General features: G+C 71.2%; 13 protein-coding genes. 2 read left to right on the top strand and 11 right to left on the bottom strand.

The window, feature by feature from the left end; translation table 11 throughout:
- Nucleotides 1-3: 3 nt before the first annotated feature.
- Nucleotides 4-459, top strand: a complete 456-nt coding sequence (locus WMF44_RS28145; RefSeq protein ID WP_437293129.1) for a GFA family protein — start codon at nucleotides 4-6, stop codon at nucleotides 457-459.
- A 66-nt stretch (nucleotides 460-525) separates the two neighbouring features.
- Here the strand turns inward: WMF44_RS28145 and WMF44_RS28140 are convergent, their stop codons facing one another.
- The 5 genes from WMF44_RS28140 to WMF44_RS28120 all read right to left on the bottom strand — a co-directional run bounded on the left by WMF44_RS28140 (nucleotide 526) and on the right by WMF44_RS28120 (nucleotide 8,051).
- Nucleotides 526-2,463 (bottom strand): PAS domain-containing hybrid sensor histidine kinase/response regulator, encoded by a 1,938-nt coding sequence (locus WMF44_RS28140; protein WP_437293128.1) that lies wholly within the window; start codon nucleotides 2,461-2,463, stop codon nucleotides 526-528.
- A gap of 353 nt (nucleotides 2,464-2,816) precedes the next feature.
- Nucleotides 2,817-4,178: an SGNH/GDSL hydrolase family protein gene (locus WMF44_RS28135; protein WP_437293127.1), complete on the bottom strand. Its 1,362-nt coding sequence runs from the start codon at nucleotides 4,176-4,178 to the stop codon at nucleotides 2,817-2,819.
- 237 nt (nucleotides 4,179-4,415) lie between these two features.
- Nucleotides 4,416-5,558, bottom strand: coding sequence for a hypothetical protein (locus WMF44_RS28130; RefSeq protein WP_437293126.1), 1,143 nt, complete (start codon nucleotides 5,556-5,558; stop codon nucleotides 4,416-4,418).
- A 148-nt stretch (nucleotides 5,559-5,706) separates the two neighbouring features.
- A complete protein-coding gene (locus tag WMF44_RS28125; RefSeq protein ID WP_437293125.1) occupies nucleotides 5,707-6,402 on the bottom strand; it encodes a hypothetical protein in 696 nt (231 codons plus the stop codon).
- A gap of 50 nt (nucleotides 6,403-6,452) precedes the next feature.
- Nucleotides 6,453-8,051: a sigma factor-like helix-turn-helix DNA-binding protein gene (locus WMF44_RS28120; RefSeq protein ID WP_437293124.1), complete on the bottom strand. Its 1,599-nt coding sequence runs from the start codon at nucleotides 8,049-8,051 to the stop codon at nucleotides 6,453-6,455.
- A 2,106-nt stretch (nucleotides 8,052-10,157) separates the two neighbouring features.
- Here WMF44_RS28120 and WMF44_RS28115 point away from each other — a divergent pair.
- Nucleotides 10,158-12,524 carry a hypothetical protein gene (locus WMF44_RS28115; RefSeq protein WP_437293123.1) on the top strand — a complete coding sequence of 789 codons (2,367 nt, stop codon included), beginning with the start codon at nucleotides 10,158-10,160 and terminating at the stop codon, nucleotides 12,522-12,524.
- Nucleotides 12,525-12,669: 145 nt separating this feature from the next.
- On the opposite strand, the gene WMF44_RS28110 is transcribed toward WMF44_RS28115, so the two are convergent.
- From WMF44_RS28110 to WMF44_RS28085, 6 genes are all read right to left on the bottom strand, one after another.
- Complete coding sequence (locus WMF44_RS28110) at nucleotides 12,670-15,249, bottom strand: formylglycine-generating enzyme family protein (protein WP_437293122.1); 2,580 nt, start codon at nucleotides 15,247-15,249, stop codon at nucleotides 12,670-12,672.
- Nucleotides 15,249-16,733: a PEGA domain-containing protein gene (locus tag WMF44_RS28105; RefSeq protein ID WP_437293121.1), complete on the bottom strand. Its 1,485-nt coding sequence runs from the start codon at nucleotides 16,731-16,733 to the stop codon at nucleotides 15,249-15,251. The genes WMF44_RS28110 and WMF44_RS28105 overlap by 1 nt, the downstream gene beginning before the upstream one ends.
- A gap of 196 nt (nucleotides 16,734-16,929) precedes the next feature.
- Nucleotides 16,930-17,430, bottom strand: a complete 501-nt coding sequence (locus tag WMF44_RS28100) for a hypothetical protein (protein ID WP_437293120.1) — start codon at nucleotides 17,428-17,430, stop codon at nucleotides 16,930-16,932.
- Between the two features lie 2 nt (nucleotides 17,431-17,432).
- Nucleotides 17,433-21,101, bottom strand: a complete 3,669-nt coding sequence (locus tag WMF44_RS28095) for an NACHT and WD repeat domain-containing protein (protein ID WP_437293119.1) — start codon at nucleotides 21,099-21,101, stop codon at nucleotides 17,433-17,435.
- Entirely contained in the window at nucleotides 21,098-23,074 is a 1,977-nt protein-coding gene (locus tag WMF44_RS28090; RefSeq protein WP_437293118.1) for a CHAT domain-containing protein, read from the bottom strand. Before WMF44_RS28090 ends, WMF44_RS28095 begins: the two co-directional genes overlap by 4 nt.
- 36 nt (nucleotides 23,075-23,110) lie before the next feature.
- Nucleotides 23,111-23,311: a hypothetical protein gene (locus WMF44_RS28085; RefSeq protein ID WP_437293117.1), complete on the bottom strand. Its 201-nt coding sequence runs from the start codon at nucleotides 23,309-23,311 to the stop codon at nucleotides 23,111-23,113.
- Nucleotides 23,312-23,538 lie beyond the last annotated feature (227 nt).

Below are 23,538 nucleotides of genomic sequence, written 5' to 3'. Positions count from 1 at the left end.
CCCATGAGCAACGCCGCTTCCGAGCACACAACGACCACCGCCGGCATCCGGACCTACAAGGGCAGCTGCGCTTGCCGCGCCGTCCGCTTCGAGGCCGACTTCGACCCGAGCGCCGGGACGACGCAGTGCAACTGCACGATCTGCACGAAGACGAGGTGGTGGGGCACCATCGTGAAGCCGAGCGCCTTCCGCCTGCTCGCCGGCGAGGAGGTCCTCGGCGACTACTCGCGGCACGAGTCCGGCCATGCCCGGTTCTGCAAGACGTGCGGTATCCGCGTCTTCGGGCACGGAAACATCCCGGAGCTCGGCGGGGAGTTCTGCTCCGTGAACCTGAACTGCCTCGACGACGCGGATCTCACGGGCGTCCCGGTGGTGTACCTCGACGGGCGCCACGACACCTGGGCACAGATCGGCGCCACGACGTACGTGGATCCGTTCTCCGCCGCAAAGGTGGCTTGAGCCGGGGCGCGCCGCGGCTCGGCCTCGCCGCTGCGATGGCGACGGCGCTCCCGGCGTGAGCGGCGCTCAGCGCCCCCCGGCGTCGTCGGGGAGGCCGTCGAGCAGCGGGACGAGCACCCTGGCGTCGATCGGCTTGACGAGGTGCAGCCGGAAGCCCGCCGCGTCGCTGCTGCGCTTGTCGCTGTCCTGGCCGTAACCGCTGAGGGCGATCAGGATCGGCGGGGCGTCCTGGAGGCGCATGTGGAGCTCGCGCCCGAGCGTGTAGCCGTCCATCACGGGCAAGCCGATGTCGAGGATGGCGATCTGGGGCCGGAAGGCGTCCACGAGCGACAGCGCGCGTGACGCGTCGTGAGCGATGCGCACCTCGTGGCCGCTCTTGCTCAACATCTCCGCGATCAGCTCGGCGCCGTCTCGGTTGTCGTCCACGACCAGGACGCGCCGGCGCCGCGTCTGCGGCGGCCGCGATGGAGGCGAGCGCGCCTCGGGCGCCGCCGAGGGCGGGGCCGCCGCCGCTGGAAGACGCACCGTGAACTCGCTGCCTCGACCGACGCCGGCGCTGTTCGCGCTCACGACGCCCCCGTGCATCATCGTCAGCGTTCGCACGAGGGACAGCCCGAGGCCGAGCCCGCCCAGGGCTCGGTCCGAGCCACGTTCCCCTTGCACGAACATCTCGAACACGTGGGGCAGCAGGCTCGAGTCGATGCCCTCGCCGTCGTCCCGGACGCGCAGCACGACATCGCCGCCCTCGCGGCGGGCGGTCACCTCGATGTGGCCTCCGGGCGGGGTGTAGCGCGCGGCGTTCGTGAGCAGGTTGTTGACCACCTGGGTGAGGCGGACCTCGTCGCCCTCGATCGCGAGGCCCTCGGTGGGCACCGACAGGGTGAGCTCGTGTCTTCGCTGGGCCAGGAGCGGCTCCGTCGCCTCGACCGCCTGCTCCACGACCCTCGCCAGCTCGAGCCACTTCTTCGAGAGCGTGACCTTGCCGCGCGCCACCCGCGCGACGTCGAGCAGGTCGTCGACGAGCCGTATCAGGTGCTGTGCCTGGCGCGCGATCACCTCGCGTTCGCGCGGCGTCGCGACGTTGCCGCGCAGCTCCATCAGCTGGACCGCCGTGAGGATGGGGGCGAGCGGATTGCGGAGCTCGTGGGACAGGAGCGCCAGAAACTCGTCCTTCTGGCGCGCCACCTCGTGGAGCCGAGCCTCTGTCTCCTTGAGCCGCGTCACGTCGACGAGCGCGCTGATCGCGCCGCGCGGCTCGCCGCTCGGCTCGCGCAGCGCCACCGCCCCGCCGTACAGGTGGATCGCGCGCCCGTCCGGGAACTCGAGCACGATCTCGTGGGGCGTCACCTCGTCGCCGCGCGCCGCCCGCTGGAGGGGCAGCTCCCCCGGGGGCAGGCTCACGCCGTCGACGAGCACCTTGAAGCCGCGGTCGTCTACCGCGTCGTTTCCCGCGCCCAGGGCCGTCCGTGCCAGGTTCTGCCCCGGATCGCTCCCGAGGAGCGCGTGCAAGGCGCGGTTGCCGTGCAGCTCCTTGCAGCCCGGGTCGCGGGCGACGAGCACCGCGGCCGGGACGGCATCCATCAGCACCGCGAGCTCGTCTGCGCGCGCTCGCGCGAGCGCTTCGGCCTCCTTTTGATCATGCATGTCGAACACGGCGGCCACCCATCGCGTGATCTTGCCGTCGTCGCCACGAATCGGCACCACCCGGCCGAGGTGGAAGCGATAGACGCCCGCCCGGGTGCGGAGCCGGTATTGCATCTCGCAGGTGCTGGAGGTGGAGAGGGCCTCGGCGAAGCACCGCTGCACGTGCGCCCGATCGTCGGGGTGCACGGCGGCGAGCGCGCCCTTGTCCCGGAGCGACTCCTCGCGGCCGAGGCCGGTGAGCTCCGTCCATCGATCGTTGACCCAATCCAGGCGTCCCTCGGCGTCGCACGTCCAGATGATCTGAGGCAGCGCGTTGGCGAGCTTCCTGTAGTCCCCTTGATCGCCGTCGTCAGAGCTCATCTTCCCTCGCCTTCCTCGACGCGTGGGACCGGCCTTTCACGCCCGGATGACCTCCGACCAGGACAATCTCGTTCGTCTCGGGCGGCTTGATCGGCGCGCGGACGGGCATGATAAAGTCACTTATCATTGATGAGGCCGACAGACAATCATCGCATCTTCGATGCTCGCCCCGTCGAACGCACGGGCGCACGGGTGCGCGGGGGCTCGAATGCGAGCGCTGCGGGGGGATCTGGGACGCGCACCTCGGGCGGATTCGCCGCGCTCGGCGTGGCAGCGGAGGACGGCGGCGAGCGACGAGCCACCGCGAGCGCCGCGGGGCGCGCGCGATCGCGGTGGATCGCCGCCGCCCTTGGTTACGGGGAGGTCGCTTTGACGACGGCGTTGATGATCGCGTCCAGGTCCACGGCGTTCGCCATCGCCTGATACCCGGCGTCGTTCGGGTGCAGCTTGTCCGCGTCGTAGGCCGGGAGCAGGCGGCTCGGATCGGCCGGATCGCGCAGGGCCTTGTCGAAGTCGACCACCCCGTCGAAGGCGCCGCCCGTGCGGATCCAGGTGTTCAGCTTCTGCCGCTCCTGCTCGCCCTTGGCGGTCCCGTAGTCACCTTTGTAGGTGCCGTTCGAGCCGGCGAACGGCACCAGGGTGCCGCCGTAGATCTTGAGCCCGGCGGCGCGGGCAGACTGGATGATCTGCTGGATCGCCGGGATCAGATCCGCGGCCTTGGCGGAGCGGTCGCCGATGTCGTTGATCCCTGCCAGCAGGATGATCGCGCGGGCGCCGGGCTGGGTCAGCACGTCGCGCGCGAGGCGGGCAGGGACCGGATACCCGAACTGGAGCTGGGGACGGACGGTGAGCAGCTCGTTCCCGATGATCCCGGCGTTCGCCACGGCGAGGGTCGGCCCCTTCCGGCTGGCGAGGCGCTGCGCGAGGTAATCGGGGTAGCGATGGTTGTCGTTCTTTGTCGACAGGTATCCATCCGTGATCGAATCACCGAGCGTGATCAGGGTGCCGACGACGTCCGGCGAGGCCTTGACGTCGACGCCGGACACCGCCATCCAGCACGAGATCTTCCGTGTGAACTGCTTGTCGGCGCCGTTCCCTGTCCGGTTGCCCGGAGCGAGGAAGTTGTCCTGTGCCGCAAAGTAGTGTTGCGTGATCGGCCCGGTCTTGCCCGGAAGGTAGACGTTCACCGCCAGCGCCTGCAGCGGCTGGACCTTCAGCGCCACGGGGTCGCTCACCGCCTCGCCGCCCGCGGCGATGAGGATCGAGGTCTGGCCTCCGAAGCGCAGCGGCAGGGAGCTCCCCGCGACCGTGGCGGCTCCACCGGCCGAGAGCGCGACCGACGCCGAGCCCACCTTGAGCGGCTCGCTGCCGCCGGCGTTGGAGATGCGCACGCGCACCGAGCTCCCGCCGGCGCTCACGCGGACGATGTTCCGGACCGTCTGTTCGGCGAGGCCGACGTCCGACGGACAATCCTGCGAGTTGAACGTGCCGCCGGGCGTCGGGCTGCTGTGCCATCCGGCGACCCATCGCCCCTCGGGCGCCTTGTCCGCGGCCAGCGCGGGGCGCCCCGGCGCGCTGGTGAGCAGCGCGATCGCCGCGGCGAGGAGGGGAGCTCGTCGTGAGCGACCGTGCCTCGGCTCGGGCCGCGCGGACGAGGAGCGCCGGGCGTCGCGGCGCGTTGAGGTGACTGCGTTATATCTCGGTGAATTATCCATCGGTCCTATCCCGGTTGTTCGCTTGGAGCCGTGGAGCGTGGAGAACGCTCACGAAGTCTCAATCCTCACGGCCTCACGGCGTCCATCGTATGTATTCCCGATCCATGGCTCCAGGTGTCACACACTTCGCAGCACGTCGGCGCCCCCGCCGACCCTCTCGCCGGGCGCAGGGTCACCGTGCGAATCCACGCCCTGCTCGACGATGCTTCGCGCTTCAGATTTCCGGGAACGCCCCGCTCAGGCCGTGCAGCAGAAGGTCGATGGCGCGCTCGCCTGGAGCTCGCCCACGGGCTCGCCGCCGTGCGGCGCGCACGCGCCCGGCTCGACATCCGCGATCAGGGCCGACTTGCTCCCCAGGCCGACGCCCGGAGGCGTCACGACGCAGAACGGGACGCTGGAGCTGACGAGGCTCGACGCGAGCAGGTCCGTGCAGGCGGCGTCGCGGAACACGGACGCCATGAGGGTGCATGAGGCGCCGGTCGGGTCGCCGCAGCCGCAGGGGGTGCACTCGCGGCCGTCGATCACGTCCTCGAAGAAGACGTGCCTGACGGCGTACCCCTCCGGACAGCTAGCGCCGTCGCCCTCGTGGTAGACGCAGGTCAGGAAGCCCGACGGCGCCGCTGGCACGCACGTCGTCGCGTCCTCGCACGCGCTGTACGCGCCGGCGAGGCACGCCCTGGCCCGCGTCGCCCACGGATCCAGAATGGGGACGGGCGGCGGGGCGTCGGTGCGCGGTGTGCACGCGCCTGTCGTGACCGAGGGCGCCGCGATCGTGAGCGACTGCACGCAGGGCTCGCCGTCGCAGCGCTGATCCTCGGGGATCGGGTTCGCCGCGGTGCACGCGCCGTCCCAGCCGTCGGGCGCGGCGAAGGAGGTCATCACGGCGCCCGGCTCGTCGCCGGGGCACGAGGCGGACGAGGACGCGGCCCAGCCGGTGGGGAGCGCGCACGAGGCCTCGGGCGGATCACACGCGCAGTTTGCGCAGTCGAGCGGCGGCTGCTGGAGATCGGCGAAGCCTTCGTAGCCGAGCGTCGGTGCGTCGGCGGGGCAGTCGGGGACGGCTTCGGCTGGGCCGAACCAGAGCAGCGCCGGGCCGAACCAGCCGAGCGGCGCAGGCGGGGTGCACTGGCCGGAGCACAGCGAGCTGTGCATGTCGCCGCCGGCGCCGCCCTGTCCGCCGGCGCCGCCCTCACCGCCGGCGGCGCCCTGGCCGCCGGCGCCGCCTTCACCGCCGGCGGCGCCCTGGCTGCCGGTGGTGGCCCCCGAGCAATAACCCAGCTCCTTCTCTTTGGGTGAGCAGGGGCCCGTGATGATGGTGGGCCCTACCTCGCAGCCAGCGATGAGCAGCAGCCCTGGAAGGACGAATCGTGCCGTGCGCATGGCTGAAACCTTACTTGAACGCCATTCTCCAGCACAAGGCCGATGACGTGTGACGATTCTCATGAACACCATTCCCTGAAGCGAGAGGAATTTCTCTTTCCGTTTCAATTTGTCGGCGCGTTCTGCAGCGTTCACTGTCGAATCACGCTCAGAAGCTCGCCTGTAGACCGACGCCGAGTGCCACGGTGACAGCAGGAGCGCTCCAGACAGGGCGCTCGGGCTCAGGATCGCCTGGGTGGCGAAGGATGGCGGCGGGGGTCACGGGATGAACGACATCCGTGTGTGCTCGGGCTGAACAATTTTCTGAGAGAGGCCACTCGATACTCGCCCGTGCACCGAATCCGGCGCGGAGATTCAGCCGTGATGTCGTGTTGAGCGGAACAGCGGCGACCGTATGGCGTACGCCGAGCTCGGCGAGGCCGCACGCGAACAAGCTCCGGCGGTCCAGACAGAAGACGACATCCGTCGTGAGGGTGGAGACCGACATGGCGGTGACGAGCACCTTGCAGTCGTCGCGCGCGCTGAACCCGTCGGCCCAGCGTCCGTGACCGTCGCCATCGCGGAGGAACAGCGATGCGGCGAGCTTGCCGTGCCGGCGCTCGATGGATGCCGTCATCGTGAACGGAGCCTCCGCATCATAGGGGTCGACCCCGCCCATCGCCCGGGCCGTCTCCGCGCGCAGGAACGGCTCGTCCGGGCAATCCTCGGCGCCTGGCCCGCGGATGAACTCGATCCGCACCCGGAGCGGCGTGGGCGTGGGCTCGGCACGGACCGGCGTGACGCCAACCACGGACATTGCGCCCGCGGCCATCGAGGCGAGCGCCGCGCGGGCCGCCCGCTTCATGCTCGTGCTCTCGTCGTGCGATGTCCGGCGCACGTGCATCGTCCGTGCGGTCACGGAAGCTTCTGCCCCGCCGCGCCGCCGGCCGGCGTCGCCTGCGCCGCCACCGCCTTCGTTCGCAGGCGCTCGCGCATCAGCTTGAGCTGCCCCTCGGGGAACCGTCGCTCGTGGGCGGCGATGCGCTCCAGCGCGGTCGCCCTGTCGCCTTGCAACAGCGCCTGCCTGGCGGCGTCGAGCAGCTGCAGCTCGTCGGCGAGCGGCTCTCGATCCTGGTCGGAGGGAGCGCGCTGCTCCGGCGCGGCGGGCTTGCGCTGGCGGAAGGCATTTGCCGGCGCGGGCGTGGGTGCACGAGGGGGTGGAGCTGCCTTATCCGAGATCGCGTCGGATCGCGGTGCATCGGCGCGCGGTGCATCGGATCGCGGCGCATCGGAGCGCGGAGCGTCGGATCGCGGCGCGTCGGAGCGCGGCCGCCCATCGGGACCGGTCTCCGGTCGCGCATCGGGGGGGACGGCACGCAAGCGGAGGAACGGTGTCGCGATCGGGCCCAGGCGGTGGGCCCAGAGGGCACGCGCCGGCGTGAGCGCGGCGAACAGCGCGGCGCCGCCGACGCCTGCCGTCGCCAACGCCAGCGCCAGGCCGATGAACCGGGCGAGCGCCGGGCGCAAAAACCGACCGAGCGGGCGCGCGCGGCGAGCGGCGCGCCCGGGTCGATCCGCGAGGTCCTGGCGTCCGAGATCGCTCGGGGGCTCGGGACGGGTCGCGGGTGGGTTCGCATCGATCCTGGCGGGCGCGCCGGAGTGGGCGGCCGGCGACGCGACGGCGGAGCGCGAGGAGGTGAGGGAGAGGGAGACGAGCGGGAACATGATCAGGCCGGAGCGGAGCGCGTGCTGCTCCTCGGCGCGCAGGCGCTTCACGGCGGTGCGGTAGTCTTCGCGCGCGAGGCGCAGCCGGCTTGCAGCGGTGTTCTCGTTGAGCCCGAGGGAGCGCGCGATGTCGCGCACCGGGACCTCGACCACATCGGCCAAGATCAGGATGGCGCGCCGTTCGGGTGCGATCGTCGCCAGCAGCCGGGTCGCGATCGCGATCCGCTGGTTCGTGGCGATGCGCTGCTCGCTGCTCGGCGCGACGCTGGTGCCCTCGAAGTACGCCTCATCCGCGAGGCCCACCGGCACCTCGAGGCGCCGGTAGGCGCGCTCCAGATGGCGCCGGACCTTTCGCCAGGCGATCCCGAAGAGCCAGCTGGACTCGGCTCGCCAGCGCGGGCCGAGGCCGTGCGGGCGCGATGGCCGAGGGGGATTGCGCGGCGCCGGCGGAGGGAGCGACGCGGGGTCGTCCTGCTCCTGCTGCTCCTGGGTGGTGTCCGCGGCGGCAGCTGCCACGGCGGACGCGAGGTACTGGAGAAGCGGCGAGGCGGCCGGCGGCGGTGCGGCAGAGCCGCCCGCCGGGGCGGGATAGGCAGGGTTGTACCGGCGGAGGCTCGTGTAGGCGCCGAGGAGGACCTCCTGGGACAGGTCGTCGATGTCGTTCTCGGCGACGCCGAGGTAGCGGAGCATCCCCGGGAGGACGTGGACGGCGGTCGCGTGCATGGACGTCCAGGTGCTGTGCTGGACGAGGTCGTCGGGAGGGGGCGGGAGGGGAGAGAGAAGGCTCATGCATGGAATTGCGGGGATTTCTCGGGATCGTCACAAAATCGACGGGGGCTGGCACCGAGGGGTGGGGCGGGAGCGTGGCCGATGGTGGCAGGAGGTCGGAGCGGTGCGGGGCGCTGGGCGGCGCGGGCGCGCAGGGGGGTCGGGGTGACCTGCTCGGGCGTCATGGCCGGCGGGCTCGACCATGGCAGGAAGGGCGACGCTTCGTGTTCGGGGCCCTCGACGCCGAGCGGAGACGCGGCGGAGCGGGGGCGATGCGTCGATTGTCGATGAGGCCGACGACCATTCTTCCGTCGGGCCGCCTTTCAGCGGTGGAAAGGGCCGAGCGCCTCTATGATGTCGCCTCGCGGGCTGGTGAGCTTCAATGAGGCCGCCGCCTTTCAGCGGCGGAGAGGACCACCAACCCCACCGCTGCCCCACAGCAGGCATCGCTTCAATGGGGTCGCCGCCTTTCAGCGGCGGAGAGGTGGACCAGAGGCGACACGAACCTCCTCTACCCTGGCCGGCATCAATGGGGCCGCCGCCTTTCAGCGGCGGAGAGGGAGCAGACATCGGCGCGGAGGCATCGGATGAATACGCTTCAATGGGGCCGCCGCCTTTCAGCGGCGGAGAGCGGAGCGCTCGCGCGCAGGACGCGCGACCTGCTGGCGCTTCAATGGGGCCGCCGCCTTTCAGCGGCGGAGAGCCGCATCGAGGGTAGAGGCTAGAGCGACAAACGGGTTGAAACCACAAGAAAGAGCAGGAATTTTCACGGGGAGGCGGGGAGCGAGAGACGGCAAGAGGGAGAAATTCATTTTCTTCTTCCTCCCCGCCTCCCCGCCTCCCTGTGAAAATTCTCCGGGTTTCAACGTCGGTGCTCTAGATGCTCTCCCGGCTGAGCTTCAATGGGGCCGCCGCCTTTCAGCGGCGGAGAGAGGTCTCCCAGACATACCTGACGTTTCGCGTACTTGTAACCCGGTTCGCGAGAGGTTCCGGTTCCACCCCTCGCTCCGGCCACCGGGGATCCCTCCGCGGGCCCCCGGACATCTCGAAGACCATCGTCTTTTCAAATACCTGGCGGCCTTGCGAGCGACTCCCGGGTTTTTCGCGTCACTCCACCGCTCGCAACCGGTGCTCCGGCCGTCTTCTACCACCTCCGTTCCCTCCCTCGGCTCTTCCGTCCTGCCCGGCGACCCTGCCGCTCCATCCCGGTCTCCGCCGCTCTCGGTCAGAAGTGTTACCAGGGCTCCGCTCGTACAACTGCGCAGCCCCGCCGTTTGTCCTGCGCAGCCTCGGCGCCCTCCTTCGCAGCCTCGCCGTCCCTCCTTCGCAGCCTCGGCGCCCTCCTTCGCAGCCTCGCCGTCCCTCCTTCGCAGCCTCGGCGCCCTCCTTCGCAGCCTCGCCGTCCCTCCTTCGCAGCCCCGCCGTCCCCCCTGCGCAGCCTCGGCGCCCTCCTTCGCAGCCCCGTCGACCCTCCTGCGCAGCCTCGTCGTCCCTCCTGCGCAGTCCCGCCGTCCCTCCTGCGCAGCCTCGGCGCCCTCCTGCGCGGCCCCTGTGGTGTCCTACGTTACGTTCGGCCCGGTCCAGCGCGGCCCCCGAGCCCCTCCTGTGCGCCCCTGTGGGGGTCCTTCGGGACCATCGTTCGGCTCCTGCGCAGCCCCGGTCGCCCTCCTGCGTCACCTCGGGCGCCGTTTCGCGTGCCCTCTGTCCATGGTGCGGTTCCGCGTGAATGCCGAGCGAGCGGCAGCGGCCGGGAGTCCACCGCGCCGCCGAGCTCGACGTCGGACTTTCCGAAGATCGGAAGGTCGGATGTGTCGGGCTCCCCTTGGCGTCCTTGGGGGCTTGGTGGTTTTTCTGCTGATCCGCGGGCGACTTCCCGCAGTAGAGCTAGCCGCCTCCCTGTCGTCCCGCGGACCATGCCGCGCGAGCGCCGGCGGGCGGGTGACGCCGGCGAGGGCAGCCGAGCCGCGGGCGGCGCGCGGTAGCGCTCGACGAATGCGCTGCTGCGCTCGTGGAATGCTCCACAGCGCATTTGCGTTGAATTTGCCGCGCCGCAGTGCGGTAATCGGCCGAGGGGCCCCCGGATGCTCGGGTGACGCGGCTCGCGGGCACCACCATGGACAGGGACGCGTGACGGGCGGACGAGACAGCGGCGGGGACCTTCCGGCGGGCGAGAGCGTCCCGCCCGCGCCCGTCGAGGCGGGTGGCCCCGAGGGCGCGCCGGGGGCCGAGCTGCGGTCGGTCGCGGCGGGCGGCGCCACGCTCTGGCTCACGCAGGCGCCCGGGTTCTCGCTGTGGCGCGGCGAGGTGGCCGCGCCGGATCGGCTGCGGATCGAGGGGCGCGACGGCTACCTCCACGAGCTCCGGCTCGAGCCGGTCGGCGCGCTGCGGCTCGGTCGCGTGGAGCGCGTGGGCGACGAGCGCAACGAGCTCGTCTACCCCGACGTGGCGTCGCGGCTCGCGGCCTCGCTGCGCCACGACGGCGTGCGCTGGTGGCTGCGCCGCCGCGAGGAGTGCAGCGTGCCCGTGCAGGTCGGCGCGCGGCACCTCGCGCGCGGGGAGGAGTCGCCGCTCGTGCACGGCACCTTCGTCTGCGTCGGCGGCATGCGCGCGACGTTTTTCGACCGCCGCTACGCCGCGCTGTCGGTCCCCGCCGGCGCGGTGGACCCGGCGACGGGCCTGCTCGCGCGCGCCGGGCTGGAGCAGGAGTGCGCGTCGCTGCTCGCGCGGAAGGGCCAGGGCGCGCTCGTCCTGCTGCGGCCGATCGAGGCGGGCGCGCCCTCGCGCGCGGCGGCCGCGCTGGTCGCGGTGCACCGGCTGTGGCCGGATCTGCCTGTCGGCGACGCGGACGGCACGGCGGTGGTGCTCGTGCGGGGCGGCGCCGCGGAGGCGGCCGCCGCGGCCCGGCAGGCCCTGGAGGCCGCCGAGGCCGCGGGGCTCGGGGCGTTCGCGTGCGGCTACTTCACGATCGCCGGCGAGGCGGACGTCGCCGGCCGCGAGGTCGAGCTCGGCCTGCACGCGATCGCGTCGCTCGCGGCGGAGCGCGAGCGGGGCGCGTCGCTCGCGGCGGAGCGCGAGCGCGGCGCGGCGGGCGCGAACGGCGCGTCCACCCCCGTGGCGGAGCTCCGCGACGGCACGGCCAGCGCGCGTTTCGCCGCGCCGTTCGAGGTGATCGAGGCGTCGCGGAGCGGGCGCCGGGCGACGGTCCTGTTCGGCATCGAGGAGCAGAGCGCGCTCGGCGGCGTCGGGCCGCACGTCATCGGGGCGCTCGCGCAGGAGCTCGCGGCGGTCGTCGCGACCCACGCGGGCGCCGGCGCGCTGATCGCGCCGCTCGCGCCCGGCGTGGTCGCCGCGTGTGTGCCCCGCAAGGCGGATCCTGCGGTGATGGCGAGCGCGGTGCAGTGCGACTGGCACGGCCGGCCGCCCATCCTCGACGGGAGGGTCGAGCACGCGCGGACCCTGTCGTGGGAGCTCCTGCACGACGCCGACGCGGGCGCGCGGGCGGCGGAGATCTCGCGCGAGTGCGGCGATCCGCACGGGGTGCTCTCGGCGCTGAGTGGCGGCCTGCCCTATCCCATCGCGGGGCGGGTGCGGGCGGCGATCGGGGCGTCGAGCGCGATCGAGCGGGTGAAGATGCTGTTCGACGTGCTCGAGGGCACGTGGCGCTTCATCGCGACGGTGCTCGTCTCGGCCTTCTTCAGCGGCGGCAGCGCGCCCCCGACCTCCGCGCGCGGCGGCGTCCCGAGCGGGCCGGGCGTGGGCGGGGGGAGCGCGGGCGCGAGCGGGCCGGGCGCGGGCGGGGCGCCTCCCGGGTGGAGCGCGCTCCTCGACTTCCACGGCCGCACGCGCACGCGCGACGGCCTGGCGCTCGGCGCGTGGCGCGAGCTCGCGCGCACGGCCGCGCGGGCGTTCGGCGATCGCGACGATCCGATCGGCTCGATGGCGAGGGAGGTGCTCGACGTCAAGCTGTCGCACAACCAGACGTTCGAGACGCTCTCGAACCTGATGCAGGCCGAGCGCAACCAGTTCGCGCACGGCCACTACACCGAGGCGCGGGCGGCCGCGGATCTGCCCGACTTCGAGCAGATGACGCGCGCGCTCCTGCGGGCGCAGCGGCCGCTCTGCGCGTGGACGCTGGTGACGGTCGAGAAGACGGAGCCGGACCTCTACGGCGATCTCCAGACGGTGGAGTTCATCGATCACACGGGCCCGTACGCGTCCGGGACGCGGCGGCGCATCGGCCTGAACTCCCCTGTTCGCCTGTCGAACGTGGTCTATCTGGCCCGCTTCCGAGAGGGGCTGATGCTGCCGCTCGAGCCGATGGTGCGGCGGCTCGCGCCGGACGATCGGTTCGATCTCTACTGGATGGATCACCTGCCGCGGCCGGGGACGTGCCATATGAGCGCGGTCGTCGCGGGCCGGGCGGTGAAGGCCCCCTGCGATCCGCGGAGGATGCCGCCGGCCCTGAGGGCGCTGGTCGACACGGCGGGCGGATGAGGGGGCGGGGAGAGAGCTAGAGGGGTGGGTGGGGGCGCGTCCACCCGGAGGGAGCTCTCCTGAGGTCGGGAAGGCGGGCAGAGGGATCGTGCCTGCTTCCCGCCTTCAGGGGTCGATCGGAGCGCGCGGAATCATGCAGCGTGACTCACGGCGTCCTTGCGCATCGGGCACCGATGTAGTCCCCACGCCATCCCGGGGAGTCGTTGGAGCGCTCGGACGAATGCAAGTTGGATTCAATATCTGTCCAGCTACCGCCCCGGCGCACCCGATGCAATCCGTTGCTGGTGTTGGCGCAGTCGTTGCATGCTCCCACGACATAGGGATCATATCTATCCAGGACCCACTCCCACACGCCTCCCGCTAGATCCGCATGTTCCCACTTCCCGTCACCCTTCGGCGATCTCACGCCCACCTTCAAAATGTCCTCCCCGCCGCATGTCCAGCCTACTCCCTGCCCGCTGCAGTTGTGCACTGCATAGCTCTGATCGATCGTGACCGAGCTCGGCGGCACCGACCACGGATACTCCCTCTGCTCGCTCCCCCCTGCCGCCGCGTAGTTCCACTCTGCCTCCGTCGGCAGCCTCCCACCATCCCACGCACAGAAGGCGAACGCCTCGAACCAGGTGATGCAGTTCATCGGCCTGTTCTCGTTGTCACCTGCTGCGTCCGTCCACATGTCATATCTATAGCATTTCAGATTGGCTTCCAGCTCCGCTCGATCCGCGGGCAGCTCCCAGTCCCACTCGGGCTGCCAGCCGCTCCCCGCTATCCCTGGGTGCGCTCCTGCTCCCTCTACAGGCTTGCTCGCCGGGTAGGCCTCGACGAACTTGCGAAACCGGCCCACGGTGATCTCATATCGGTCCAGTCGAAAATCACTCACCGTCGCGGGGTGCGCCCCCATGTTGGACCGCTGGTATGAGCCTCCCAGCACCACAGGGCTGAGGCAGCAGTTCTCATTGTCCATCGGCCCGCACGTCGCGGCCAGGCCCTCGCAGCTCGGCCCTGGACACGAACCTGACTCGCACGCCGTGTCGCACTCAGACCGGTCCTTCCAGTGTCCTCTCTCATCGCACGTCTGTGGCGTGTTGCCCGAGCACCTCGCGTCCCCGAGCGCGCACTCGCCCTCGCAGACGCCGTTGATGCATGTCTGGGATTCGCACTCCGCCTCGGCGGTCAGGTCACCGGTGGGGCCGCACGTATACGGGGCATTGCCGAAACACCACACGTCGACCCCGGGCGCGCACGACACCACGCACTCGCCACCGTGACAATGTGTCGGGCCGCCGCACAGCGGCTGGCTCTCCCACGCTCCACCGCGGCACTCCTGCGGCACGTTGCTCGCGCAGCGCTTCTGCCCCGCCGCACAGACGCCCGCGCACCCATCCACGTCGGCGGTGTCGCACGTCTGGTTGACGGTGGAGCACCACCTCTCAATCTGCCACTGCCCGTGCGTGTCGCAGAGCTGCAGCGTATTGTCGTCGTCTTCGCATCGCTTCTGCCCCGCCGCGCACACGCCCACGCAGCCGTCTTCTTCGTCGTCGGCGTCGCAGGTTTGATCGACGCATGCCGGCTGGATTTGCCATTGCCCATCCGGGCCGCATGTATGCAGCGCATTGTCCTCGCAGCGCTTCTGCCCCGCTGCACATACGCCCGTGCACCCATCTGCGTCGGTGACGCTACATGTCTGGTTGACGGTGGAGCACCACATCTCGCCTCGCCACTGCCCGCGCTCATCGCAGAGCTGCAGCGCGTTGTTGTCGGCGTCGCAGCGCTTCTGGCCCGCCGCGCACACGCCCACGCACCCGTCTTCGTCTTCGCCAGTGATATCGCAGGTCTGGTCGACACACGCCGCCTGTGCCTGCCACTGCCCATCCAGGCCGCAGGTGTGCAGCGCATTGTCCTCGCAGCGCGTCCGGCCCGCCGCGCACACGCCCACGCACCCGCCCTCGGCGGCGACGCTGCATGTCATGTCGTCGCTCGAGCACGACCGCTCGTCTTGCCACCGCCCGTGCTCATCGCAGAGCTGCAGCGTATTGATGCTGTCTTCGCAACGCTTCTGACCCTTCGCGCACACGCCCACGCACCCGCCTCCTCCGTCGTCGGCGTCGCAGGTCTGGCCGACGCATGCCGGCTGTGCTTGCCACTGCCCATCCAGGCCACATATGCGCAGCGCGTTGTCCTCGCACCGCTTTTCGCCGTTCACGCACACGCCCACGCACCCATCCTCGTTGGTGGCGTCGCATGTCTGGTCGGAGCACGCCTTCTCGTCCTGCCACTGGCCGTCCGCGTCGCAGCGCTGCAACGTGTTGTCGTCGCACCGCTTCTGCCCGGCCGCGCACACGCCGATGCACGCGCCCAGCTCGGCGCTGCACGTCTTGTCGACGCACGCCGCCTTGCTCTCCCACAGCCCGAGATCGCTGCACACCTGGGGCACCTCGCCCGCGCACCGCGTCGCTCGTGGCGCGCACTCGCCGACGCACGCTCCCGCCGCGCTGTCGCACACCTGATCGACACAGTCCGGCTGGCTCTCCCAGCTGCCGTCCGCGCCGCACACCTGCGGTGTATTGCTGTCCAGGCACCTGCGCGCACCGGCGCTGGGGCAGCCCGCGGCGTCGAAATCCTCGATTCCCAGCACCGAATTGCAGCCGAGGACCGCGGCGCTGCAGCCGAACACCGCCGCCACCGCGACGCCGGTCCGCGCGTACCGTGCTCGTAGCTTGCCCATCAGAACCTCCCTTCGATCTCGAACCGCCCAAGCCCCACGCCCGCACGCCACGCCACGCCGCCCGATGCCTTCGCGCCGCCGCCGGGGCGCCGCTCGTCCCCGCCGGGCTGCAGCACGAACAGCGCCGTCGTCCCCGCCGCCACGCCGACGGCCCCTACCACAAGACCCACCGTCGCCAGCGTCCCCAGGTCGCCTGCCTCGTCCAGCTTCTGCCGCTCCGACTGCGGGCACGAGGTGCCGCCGCACCGAGCTCGGACCTCGCCCACTTCCTTGAGCGCCAGGCCTCCGGTCACCGCGAGCAGCCCGAACCCCAGCGTCCCCACCCCGTAGCCCACCCCCGCCGCAATGTTCCTCGTCCTGCGTTGCGCGTCCGGATCCGGCTCGTGCTCCAGCACCACCTGCACTTCCCGCTGCTTGCGCCGCTCCAGCCGCACCGCTTGCTTCGCGAGCAGGAAGCCCGCTGCGCGCACCTCGACGGCATGCTCACCCAGCGGGAGCCGCCCCTCCCAGGGCGTGCGCCCCACGACCTTGCCGTCGATGTTCACGTGCGCCCCGCTGGGCGTCGACTCGACCCGTAGCGACGCGTCGACGTCCTGCGCGCTCAGGACCACGGGCGTCACCTCATACAGCTTCACGGTCGCCGTCTGCACCGGCGACTCCATCTTCGCGCCCTCGCGCGCCGCCTCCGCGCCGCCAGCGCCCGCCTCCGGCGCCGTGCACTCTGCGAGCGCCTGGAGCCCCACGAAGCCGCGCAGCTGCACCCTGTGCTCGCCAGGCTCCACGAGGCCCTCCCATGGCGTCACGCCGAGCCGCTGCCCGTCGATCTCCACCTCCAGCGCCCACCCGTGCTTCTCGCTCACCGAGAGGCGCCCCTTCCTCGACGGGGCGCGCAGCTCCACCACGCTCTTCTGCCCGGGCTTGACCTCTGCGGTTGCGGCGATGGGCTCGAATCCGTCCTTCTTGACGCTGATCTGGCGCGTGCCTGTGGGCACACGCAGCGGCGCCAATAGCGGCAGTGTGGCGCGCTCTTTCTCGTCGATGAGCAGGCGCGCGCCGACGGGCGTGTCGCCGGTGAGCTCGAGTGTACCAACGCGCTTCCGGAGGTCCTCCACGCCCCTCCTGACATCGTCCATGAGGTTGGACGGGAGCTTGGGCTCCAGCAGGACCTTCTCGTACAGGTCCAGCGACTCGTTGTACCTCTCGAGCTGCCTCAGCGTGGAAGCGAGCGCCGTCATCGCGCTCATCGTCTTCTCTTGCGACAGCGACTTGACGTATTCGTCGTGCGCCTTGAGCCACTCCTTGTCAGCGAAGTACTGGTCCCCCTGCTCGAAGTGCACTTTCGCCAGCTTCGACGCTGTCGGGTCGCGCGGCTGCGCGGCGCCGGGAGCGCTGGACGGTGGAGTCTGCGCCTCCGCTCTCCCGATCGACAGCGCCAGGGCGATCGTGGATCCAAAGACCACCCGCCTGGCAACACGAACTTTCATGTCCTATCTCCATCCGGGCTTCCCATCGCCCGCGGCAGCTTCACGTCATGTCGTCCCGCTGCATGCGGCGGGAGGAGCGTCGCTGCTCGACCCGCGAGGTGCCTCGTCCGTCCGGCGCTTCGAAAGAACAGCCCAGCCAGCTGTTGAGCCTCTCGAAATCTGACGGCTCGAGCGATCGGGCAGAGGGATGAGCCCGTCATTTGCTCGCGCCATCGCCGGGATCCTCGGACCACCGAACCCGGATCGGCTCCCACTGCGCCTTCTTCTCGGCCTTGCGCGCCACCGGCGGGGGCGGCGCGTTCAGGTCCAGGAACATCGGCGAACTATCAGCATCCCCGATCAACACGGTCTTTTCTTCCATGCGCTTCGCCCCCTTGAAAACGCGGACTTTGCGACTATCACCCTTCTTGCCGACCAGCTCGATGATGCCGTTGGTCCGCCGCGCCGGCTGACCGTCGACCTCTACCGATGCATCGCCGGGCACGACGACCAGCGCGACCCGGCGCTCATCCGACGCGAGCGGCCTGTGCTGCGATCGCGTCGCCGTCGTGTGAAACATGGAGCTCTCCCGGGGACCTGCGTCGCCCAGAGCGGTGCTGGACGCCGCCCTCCCGGCGGCGCTGCGGTGGTCGATCGATTCGCAGGCCGTGAGGCCCATCAGCATGCCTCCGGTCCATGCAACCATGCGCATCACCATCCTCATTGTCTTTGAACCTCCGTGAACAAAGGGGCTCGCAGGTGCTCTCGCTCGCACGTGGCATACCGCTCTCGCGCCATGTCTGCGGTATCGCCGAGATAGATGGCCCTCATCTCCGGAGGGAGGCAGTCCGCATTGGCGTCCTTCAAACCCTGTCGCAACGAACCCGTGTCGATCGTCCAGGTGCGCGTCGTGTTGTCGGCCGTGACGACGAGCAGCCTCCGGCCGTCGTCCAGGAACGCCATGGCCAGGGCAGGCGCCGGGACCTCGAGCTCGACGGGCTCACCCGTCCCATCGGCGCGCCACAGGCGCACTCCCCCCTTCAGCGACGAGGTGGCGATGCGCGCGGCATCCGGGCTCCAGACGGCGTGCAGCACCGGGCTCCCGTGCGAGAGCGGTACCGTGGGCGCGCCGCTGTCCGCGTCCCAGACCTGGGCGGTGTCGTCCTCCGAGGCGGTGACGACGCGCGTCCCGTCGGGGCTCCATGCCGCCGCGTGGATGGCGCCCTCGTGTCCCGTGAGCACGATGGGCTTGCCCTGGCCGTCGGCGCGCCAGATGCGCGCCGTGTGATCCCTGGACGTGGTCACGACGCGCTTGCCGTCGCGGTCCCACGCCGCCGAGGTGAGGCCGTCGATGTGCTCTGCCAGCCGCAACGGTTCGCCCGATCCGTCGACGCGATGGATGAACGCGACCTTGTCGTCGGAGACGGTGACCACGTGCGTCCCGTCCGGGCTGAAGACAGCCGCGCGCACCGCGGCCTGATGACGGGGAAGCTCCACGGGCGCGCCCACACCGTCCACCCGGACGATGCGCGCCGTCCCGTCGAACGAAGCGACGGCGACCCGGGCGCCATCGGGGCTCAAGGATGCATTCATGACCCATGCCTTGTCGGCCTGGACCGGGGTGGAGGCCGAGCCTCGGCCCACGATGACGACCTTCGGCTCGCCGGTCTCGTCTGCACCAAAGAGGCGCACTGTCCCGTCGTCGTAGGCCGAGAGAACGACGCCGCCGGCGCCGATGGACGCCGAATGGTAGAACCCCTGTCGCTCCCGCGGCAGCGATGCGAGCCGCGCCGGGCGCCAGATCCTGGCCGTCGCGTCGAGCGAGCGCCCGCCTTCGTCGCCGGTGAGCACCCGCTTGCCATCGGGGCTCCATGCCGCCGAGAGGACCGGCGCTCCATGCCCGCTCATCACAAGCGGCACACCCCCCTGTGCGGGCCAGACGCGCACCGTTTGGTCGAGCGAGGTGGTGGCCAGGTACCTCCCATCGGGTCGAAACGCCACGAACGTCACGTCATGGCTGTGCCCGGAGAGGACGACCGCCTCGCCCTTGCCGTCGGCGCTCCACACGCGAGCCGTATCGTCGTTCGAGGTGGTGGCGACGCGCTTGCCGTCGGCGCTCCACGCGGCATGGAGAACGGCGCCATCGTGTCCCTTGAGCACGATCGGCCTGGCAGCGCGCGACACGTCAAAGATGCGCGCGGTCTTGTCGCTCGACGTTGTCACAAGGCGCGTCCCGTCGGGGCTCAGGGCAGCGAAGTTCACCGCTGCGTTGTGGTCGTTGAAGACGAGCGGCGTCGCCGGGGCGTCGGTGCTCCACAGCTTCGCCATCCCGTCCTGCGACACGGTGAGCACGCGCTTGCCGTCCGGATGGAGCGCCACGACCGTGAGCGGCCCGGTGTGGTCCTTGAATTCCACGGCGCCGCCCGCGTCGTCGGCGTTCAACACCCGCGCGATGACTTCCGAGGGCCTGTCGGGCGATGCGGGCGACACGGAGGCCACGACCACCCGTTTGCCATCGCCGCTGAAGGCCGCCGCCGTGACACGCCGGCGGGGGGCCTCTGCGGCCGATGGAGCCGACACAAGCTCCACGGTGCTGCCCGAACCGTCGGCGTTCCAGACCCGCGCCGCCCCGTCCTCTGAGCCTGTGAGCACCCGCTGGTCGTCCGGGCTGAACGAGGCGACGGTGATCGGTGCGTCGTGGCGCGCGACCACCACCGGATCGCCTGTGCCATCTGCGTTCCACACCCGCGCGATGTTGTCGGCCGAGGCGGTCAGGACGCGCTTGCCGTCGCTGCTCCATGCGGCTGCCCTGAGCGCCTCCTTGTGTCCACGAAGGGTCACCTCGAGCGTGTTCGTGGCGAGGATCTCGCTCGCGAGCGCGACCCAGCCGCGCGCCTCATCGGGCTTCCGCACGCGGGGCAAGAGCTCCGTCGCCCACGCGATCTGGCCGCGGCTCTTGAGCTCGCGGGAGCCGGCGAGCAGCCGCGCGTCGTGCGCCTCGGTCTCCTTCGCCTCGGCGATCTCGGCCGCCTTCGATGCCGCCTTTTCCGCCTCGATCGCCTTGCTCGTGGCCTTCACGGCGCTGTCTCGCTGCTTGAGCGCCCACACCCCCAGCCCCCCCGTGCCCGCCGCCACTGCGAGCGCCGCGAGCGCGACGATCGTCCAGAAGCGCCGCTCCGCCCGGGCCTTGGCGAGCCGCGCCTCGGCCTCGGCGCGCTCGCGAAAGCGCTCCGCCTCCTGCGCCTCCTCGCGCCGCCGCTCCTCCTCGTCCCGCTCACGCTGCTTTCGCTGCTCGTGGACCCTGCTCGCCAACCAGTCGTGACCGATCTCGAAGTACCTGCTGCCTGAATGCGCCTGGGCGTGGAGGATCGCCGCGTCTTCCAGCGCGCGCAGGATCGTCTTGAGCTTCTCCTCGGGCACGTACCCGAGGAGCTCCTTCTCGGTGCGCAGCGTCCGGCTGCCGTCCGCCGTGACGAGCTGATCCTCGAGCAGCCGCCGCGCCTCCGGCGCGAGCGGCCCGAGATCCTCGAGCGTCGCGTCGAAGTACCGTCGCAGGATCGACTCGGCCTCGAACACGCCCTCAGCGCCGCCCTGGGCGCGCTCCTGGAACAGCGCGCGGCACACGATCTGCGCGTAAACCGCCTGGATCTCCGCCGCGTCGGACGCGCTCCCGTCGGGCGCCCGCACCTCCCTCATGAGCCCGCGGAGGTGCTCCTCGTCCCAGCGCTGCGGTGGCTGCCCCTCGGCCGCCGCGCGGCACACCGCCTTGACCATCTCGCCCACCGTCATCGGCCCGAGCCGGAACCCGTGCGCGAGCAGCTCCTTGCGATCTCGCGCGCGATCCCGGAACCGTCCCAGGTAGTCCTCCCGCAACGACAGCACGATCTGCAAGCCCTGGATCGGCGCTCGCGCGAGCCGGTGCACGCCGTCGATCAGCGCCTCGGCGTCGGCCTCGGCGCGCTCTGCGAAGAGCAGCTGCTCGATCTGGTCCAGGTAGATCAGGATCGGCTGCTCGCTCCGGCGCTCGGCGAGGAGCATCGCTTGGTCGAGCGCTTCGATGGGCGGGACGTCCTGAGGGACCACGCCGAGCTCCAGGCCTTCGAAGACGGCGCGCGTGAGCCACGGGAGGGGCGCCTCGCTCGACGGCCACCCGTCGACGCGCACCACCTGGAAGTCGTGGGTCTCCTGCAGCCGGGGGACCACCCCCGCCTGCATCAGCGACGACTTGCCGGCCCCCGACGGCCCGTACAGGGTGGTCGACGGGTGGGCCAGGATCTGGTGCGTGAGCTTCGCCACGAGCGCGTCGCGGCCGAAGAAGCGATCGCGATCCGCGGCGCGGTACGGCTGCGCGCCGGGGAACGGGTTCACGCTCTCCTGAGGATCGCTCACGCGCCGTCCTCCCCTCCGAATGCCTCGGCGAGGTCCTCCATGGAGGCCTCGATGACATCGTCGAGGCCCTCGTTCTTGCCCGGTAGACCCGACCCCTTCTTCCAGAGCTCCCGCTCCGCGTCCTCGGGATCGATCACCGCGAGGCTGCCGCGCGGAACGCCCCGCGGATAGAGGCGGTGGAGCAGGAGCCGGTGGTGCCCGGTGACGACCGACATGCCGAGGAGCAGCGCGGGTCGATAGCTCAGCGTGCTCAGGATCGCGTTCGCCAGGTCGCGCGGGAGCGCGCCGTCGAGATCGCGGAGGCTGAGCTGGTAGTCGTCCTCTGTCAGGAGAGGCCGCGCGAACACGTGCTCGGGCGTGTAGCCGCCGTAGGGCCGAAAGAGAACGATCTCCTGCTCTGGGTCGATCGTCTCGGGTGGCGCGTCGAGCTCCTCCCAATCCGTGCCGCCCGCCTCGCGGCACAGCAAAATCAGGCCCTGGTCCCCCTGGTGGAGCACATAGATCGTGCGCCGCGGGTGCTTCTCAGCCACGGCCTGCTCGAGCCACGGGTGACGCAGCAGCGTCGTGTGCACGCCCGGACCGACGGCGCGCGCCAGCGCCTCGATGAACGGCGGGGGCGGCGCGCCGCCGCGGAACGTCTTCTGAAATTCGGCGTCGAGCTTCGGCACCCCGCGGTGGAGCGCAACCCGTTGGGCGAGCGAGCTCATCGACAGCCCAGGCGCCGCCGGGGCCGCCGCCTTGGCGAGCTCCTTGTGGAGCTTGTCGCGGAAGCCCGAGATCAGGGGGCGCTGCCCTCGGAAGCGATCGCCGAGCAGCAGCGAGAAGGGTTTCCCGAGCATCCGCCCGAGCGCCGGATCGATCCCGCGGGTGACCGGCGTCGCGTGGGTGAGCGGCGCGGGCGGCACGATCTTGCGCCCTTTGAAGTCGAAGATCACGCTGTCGGGGCCGCGGAGGTACACGACCGGCGAGAACGCCTCGGCGCTGCCGTCGAAGGCGACGAGGAGCGCCCGCCGGGCTTCGTTCATGCTGAAGGCAACATCGCCTTTGTTCTGGGAGCCGGCCGCGAGCGCGCGGTAGAGCTCCGCCGAGCACGCGCGCGCCACGTCGGCCTTCACCGGCCAGAGGTGGGCGACGACCGCGTCCACGCCGGTCCGGGCCAGGATCTCCGCGGCGGAGGCGAACGCTGACGGCCGGGCTCCCTCGCACGCCTCGAGGACGATGAGCCGGAGATAGCTGCGGAGGCTCGCCTGGATCTGCTGAGCGAGCAGCTCCGCGGGCACCCAGCGCGCGTCGCCGTCCTCGTCGGCGAACTGCAGGACGGGGACGCCATGGTGCTGGCCGCCGTGCCCGACGAAATGGAGCACGTGCGGGATCGGCTCGCGGCGGAGCCGATCGAAGAGGGCGGATGCGCGCGCAGCCGGCCCCACGAGCGGATCGAGCCACTCCATCTCGCCCGTATCGATCCGCTCGCCGAGCGCGCTCCGGAGCGCGTCGAGGCCCGCGCCGCCGAGCGGCGCGACCGCGAGCACGCGGAGCGCGCCGCGCACCGCGCGGGGCTGCCAGGGTTCGCTCGTCGTCACGCCGCGCACGGGCAGCAGCGCCGGCGAGCTGGCCCAGAACCCCATGGCCTCGCCGGGTCTGCAGAGCGCCTCCCAGGGCACACCCTGGAGCTTCGGATCGAGGAGCCAGAGCCGTACGAGCAGCGGATTGCCCGGCGCCGCGGCGAGCCCGGTCCGCAGCGGGTCGAGGCCGCGGAGCACGGCGCGATGGAGAGCCTGCGCCGCATCGAGCAGGCCCGCGTCGAGAGGCCGCGCGTTTGCGGCGGCGGCACGCACGCCGTCAGCGAAGCGGGCGATCGCATCGACATCGAAGTCGGAGCCCAGGCCGTTGGGGGCGGTCCTGTCTTCGTGGCTCCAGCGCGTGCTCGCGCGCACCTCGGCTCCAGCGCTGGCGAGGTCAATCTCCATGCGCATGCAGGGCACCTTGCAGTCTGGGCATGACAGCGGATGCTACACCAACAGGTGGTGTGCGTGCGGGGCTTCGCGTGCCGCTGGCAGCACCTCCCGCAGAACCTGGCGCTTGCCGAGCCATTTCCGGAGGTTCAGCGTTGCAGTCTGCGATGGGGAGGCCGAGCCGAAAAAATCGATTGCGCTTTCGCGCGAGCCGCGCGGGGATAGCGCGTTGCGAGCGAGCGCGACGCCGATCTGCATTGGCTCGCGCTGGCGGTGCCCGGTCGCCTTCCGTCCGCGGTTCGGCAGTCAACGCGGCCGGAGGAGCACGAGCCTGCGGGATCCGCGGGGGGGGCTCGGTGCGTAGGTGGCCTCGGCCTCCGTGGGAGCCTTGAGCCGGTCGCGGCGTGGGCGGACGAAACGGGCGAGACAGCTTGGCGTGCTCTCGTCTCGAGGGCGGCAGGCAGATCGTTCGAGGGCGGCACGCA

The organism is Sorangium sp. So ce426, from assembly GCF_051475585.1.
Classification (GTDB): Bacteria; Myxococcota_A; Polyangia; order Polyangiales; family Polyangiaceae; genus Sorangium; species Sorangium cellulosum_B.
Note: the sequence above shows the minus strand (reverse complement) of the source record. Positions and strands in the feature narration are given on the sequence as shown.